Below are 3708 nucleotides of genomic sequence, written 5' to 3' on the forward strand. Positions count from 1 at the left end.
GCTTTACGGCGAGATGAAAGAATTTTTTCCTGAGAACGCAGTGGAATATTTTGTCTCCTACTACGATTACTATCAGCCGGAGGCGTATGTCCCGTCCACAGATACCTATATCGCTAAGGACGCATCCACTAACGATGAGATCGATAAGCTCCGTCTCTCCGCCACAGCAGCCTTATGTGAGCGCAAGGATGTGATCGTGGTTTCGTCGGTATCCTGTATCTATGGCTTAGGTGCACCTCAGGAGTTTTTTGATATGATGATCTCTCTTCGCCCTGGAATGGAGAAGGACCGTGATGAGGTTATCAAACAGCTGATCGATATCCAGTACACAAGAAATGAGATGGATTTCCACCGAGGAACATTCCGGGTGCGTGGCGATGTGCTGGAGATTTTTCCGGCGAATTCTACAGACCGGGCAGTGCGGGTGGAATTTTTTGGAGATGAGATCGAGCGGATCACAGATATCGATGTGCTTACCGGAGAAATCAAAAGTGTGGAAAGCCATGCAGCGATTTTCCCTGCATCTCATTACGTTGTGCCTCAGGAGCAGATCCGCCGTGCTGCGGATGCCATCCTGGAAGAGATGAAGCAGCAGGTGGAATACTTTAAAAGTGAGGATAAGCTGATCGAGGCTCAGAGAATTGCGGAGCGTACCAACTTTGATGTGGAAATGATGAAGGAAACGGGATTCTGCTCCGGGATCGAGAACTACTCCAGGCACCTGACAGGGCTTGCACCGGGGCAGCCACCGTATACACTGATGGATTACTTCGGAGATGATTTTTTACTTATTATAGATGAGTCCCATAAGACAGTTCCCCAGGTTGGCGGTATGTATGCCGGTGATCAGAGCCGTAAACAGACACTGGTGGATTACGGCTTCCGACTTCCATCTGCCAAGGATAACCGTCCATTGAGCTTTGATGAATTCGAGAACAAGCTTGACCAGGTAATGTTTGTATCTGCGACACCGGGAGAATATGAATATGACCATGAGCTTCTCCGCGCAGAGCAGATCATCCGTCCTACAGGGCTTCTTGATCCGAAGGTGGAGGTGCGTCCGATCGAAGGACAGATCGATGATCTTGTAGCAGAAGTAAATAAGGAAATTGAAAAGAAAAATAAAGTCCTGATCACGACCCTGACCAAACGTATGGCAGAGGACCTTACCGATTATATGAAGGATCTGGGAATCCGTGTCCGATACCTTCATTCAGACATTGACACTCTGGAACGTGCGGAAATCATCCGCGATATGCGCCTGGATGTGTTTGATGTGCTAGTCGGGATCAACCTTCTGCGAGAAGGACTGGATATTCCGGAGATCACGCTGGTAGCGATCCTGGATGCAGATAAGGAAGGCTTCCTTCGTTCGGAAACATCCCTGGTACAGACTATCGGCCGTGCTGCCCGGAACAGCGAAGGCCATGTGATCATGTATGCAGATAATATGACAGAATCCATGGAAAAAGCAATCTCGGAGACAGAAAGAAGGAGAGCGATACAGGAGGCTTACAACAGGGAGCATGGCATCACTCCAACCACGATCAAGAAGGCGGTCCGTGATCTGATCGCTGTTTCGAAGAAGGTGGCAGAGACAGAAGTGAAGCTTAAAAAGGATCCGGAATCCATGAACCGAAAAGAACTGACGAAGGTGATCGCTCAGGTAGAGAAGCAGATGCGTGCTGCGGCAGCAGACCTGAATTTCGAGCAGGCTGCTGAGCTGAGAGACAAGATGCTCGAATTAAAAAAGAATCTGGAAGAATTAACGGAATAGGCTGCAAAGCAGCTGACAGTACAACCCCCCTGGCTGTAATAGCCAGGGGGGGTTGTCGGGTATGCTCGATTTGTTTTTGGGAAAAGCTTATTTTGTAGTTGAAAAGCCCAGGGAGCGCAGGGTGATGCCGGAGCCCTTGAGAAGATCAGTCCAATATGGAACAGCCATATCCAGAGTGTCGTTGGCAAGCTCGGAAGCATCTTTTTGTGTCAGGATTTCATAAGGATCTGTAAGCTTCTGGAAGTGGAAGGATAAATTAGAGGATTCATTCCTGATGGCAGAAAGCGGAGCGGAGCTGCTCATAGTGGCGATCAGTGTACCGGATTCATCATCAGGAAGTATGCTCATGTAAAAATAAAAGTTTAAAGAAGCCGCAGTAGAATTCATCGGGAAAGTCAAAGTAATATCACTTTTTAAATCATCATGGCTGGAAAACCGGAAATAGAATTTAAAACTGTTGTTTTTTGGAATGTATGTGATACTTCGATATTCATCTACGGAAACCTGCATAGAAGAAGATGACGAACCCAAACCGCCTAAATCCATATCGATTTTTTTTGATTCATCGTGTGTGTTAAGCTCAATTTTTACGCTTCCATCACTGGCCTTTTTGCCTTTGCTCAGTATGTGGCTTTTTAATTTTATGCCGGGCTTCGGAGCTACGGTAGGGGTTGGTTTTGCCGGAGCAGCAGTAGGGGTTGGTTTTGCCGGAGCAGCTTTTTTCTGTATCTTGACCTTGCAGACAAAGCGTATTCCGTTTACCTGAGCAGTAATTGTAGCATTTCCTGCAGATTTTGCAAAAAGCTTGCCTGTTTTGTTTACAGTGACGATTTTGGAATTGCTGCTCTTCCAGGTAATCTTCTGATTGGTACCACTAAGCTTCAGCTGGTATGTCTGACCGGTTTTCAGAGTTACTGAGGTTTTGTTCAGCTTCGGGGCCTGTACAGTGACTTTGCAGGTGTATTTCCTTTTGGAAACGGTTCCTGTAATGGTGGCAGAGCCTTTAGCCTTTGCCTGAAGCTTGCCTGCTTTGTTTACAGCGACGATCTTGGAATTGCTGCTCTTCCAGGTGATTTTCTGCCCTTTTTTGAGACCGGTGATCTTCAGTGTTCTGCTCTGCCCCTTGATCATGGTAAGCTTGGAAGAACTGATCCTGGGAGCGGCCTCTGTAACACAGACTGTGCCAGGCAGAATTGCCGATTCTGCCGGAAGAATGGCCAGTACAAAGACTGTTATCAGAGATATCAGGATTTTTTTCCATTTTTTCATAGCGATCCCTCCTTCGAAAAAATATGATGGTTCTCTTTATTGATTGATTATAAGTAAAATTCCGGAGAAGGGCACTGGCATTTGTGTCAGTAACTTTGTTATAAAGAAGAGAAGAAGTTATGTATGCTGTTCCCGATAGGCGGAAGGTGTGATCCCCATTTTCTTTTTGAAGCTGGTGCTGAAATAATATTGATTGGCATAACCACATTTCAGGCTGATCTCCTTCAGACTCATAGTAGTCGTAGTCAGGTAACGGGCGGCTGCGGAAATTCGCTGAGATGTGATAAAGTCACTGAGACTGATTCCCTGATTTTTTTTGAAAAGAGCACTTAAATAAGCAGGGCTTACATTGGCAGAGGCAGCAATATCATTGAGGCAGAGCGTATTGTCAGTGTAGTGTTCGTTGATATAGTAAATCACCAGTTCGCAGAGCTTCTGGTGATAATCATTCATGGAGGAATCAAGCTTCCGACATAAAAGATGGCACAGATCCTTCAGCCATTGACATAGCTCTTCCGTATTATGAAACTCATTTATGCAAGTAATTGAAGATGGACAAAATAGTAATTGTATTAACTAATGAACCATAGTATAATATAAATATGAACACAACATATAAATCAAACAACAATGTCGTCTATTCCTGTAAATACCATGTAGTA

Annotated in this window: 3 protein-coding genes; 1 reads left to right on the plus strand and 2 read right to left on the minus strand. The window is 45.4% G+C overall.

Annotated elements, in window-relative coordinates:
- Positions 1-1777: excinuclease ABC subunit UvrB (gene uvrB, locus GPK58_RS10165; RefSeq protein ID WP_215638601.1), on the plus strand; the 1777-nt coding region annotated here is incomplete at its 5' end.
- A gap of 87 nt (positions 1778-1864) precedes the next feature.
- Here uvrB and GPK58_RS10170 read toward each other — a convergent pair.
- Both GPK58_RS10170 and GPK58_RS10175 read right to left on the minus strand, forming a co-directional pair.
- Positions 1865-3046: an Ig-like domain-containing protein gene (locus tag GPK58_RS10170; protein ID WP_215638602.1), complete on the minus strand. Its 1182-nt coding sequence runs from the start codon at positions 3044-3046 to the stop codon at positions 1865-1867.
- Between the two features lie 117 nt (positions 3047-3163).
- Positions 3164-3499 (minus strand): helix-turn-helix domain-containing protein, encoded by a 336-nt coding sequence (locus tag GPK58_RS10175; protein ID WP_252195794.1) that lies wholly within the window; start codon positions 3497-3499, stop codon positions 3164-3166.
- Positions 3500-3708: the final 209 nt, after the last annotated feature.

Source organism: Blautia sp. MCC270, assembly GCF_018785605.1.
Classification (GTDB): domain Bacteria; phylum Bacillota; class Clostridia; order Lachnospirales; family Lachnospiraceae; genus Blautia_A; species Blautia_A fusiformis.

What these genes read in the sequence shown, in the direction of transcription:
- GPK58_RS10170 (WP_215638602.1), bottom strand. Translation starts at nt 3,046, where the DNA reads ATGAAAAAATGGAAAAAAATCCTGATATCTCTGATAACAGTCTTTGTA.
- GPK58_RS10175 (WP_252195794.1), bottom strand. Translation starts at nt 3,499, where the DNA reads ATGAATGATTATCACCAGAAGCTCTGCGAACTGGTGATTTACTATATC.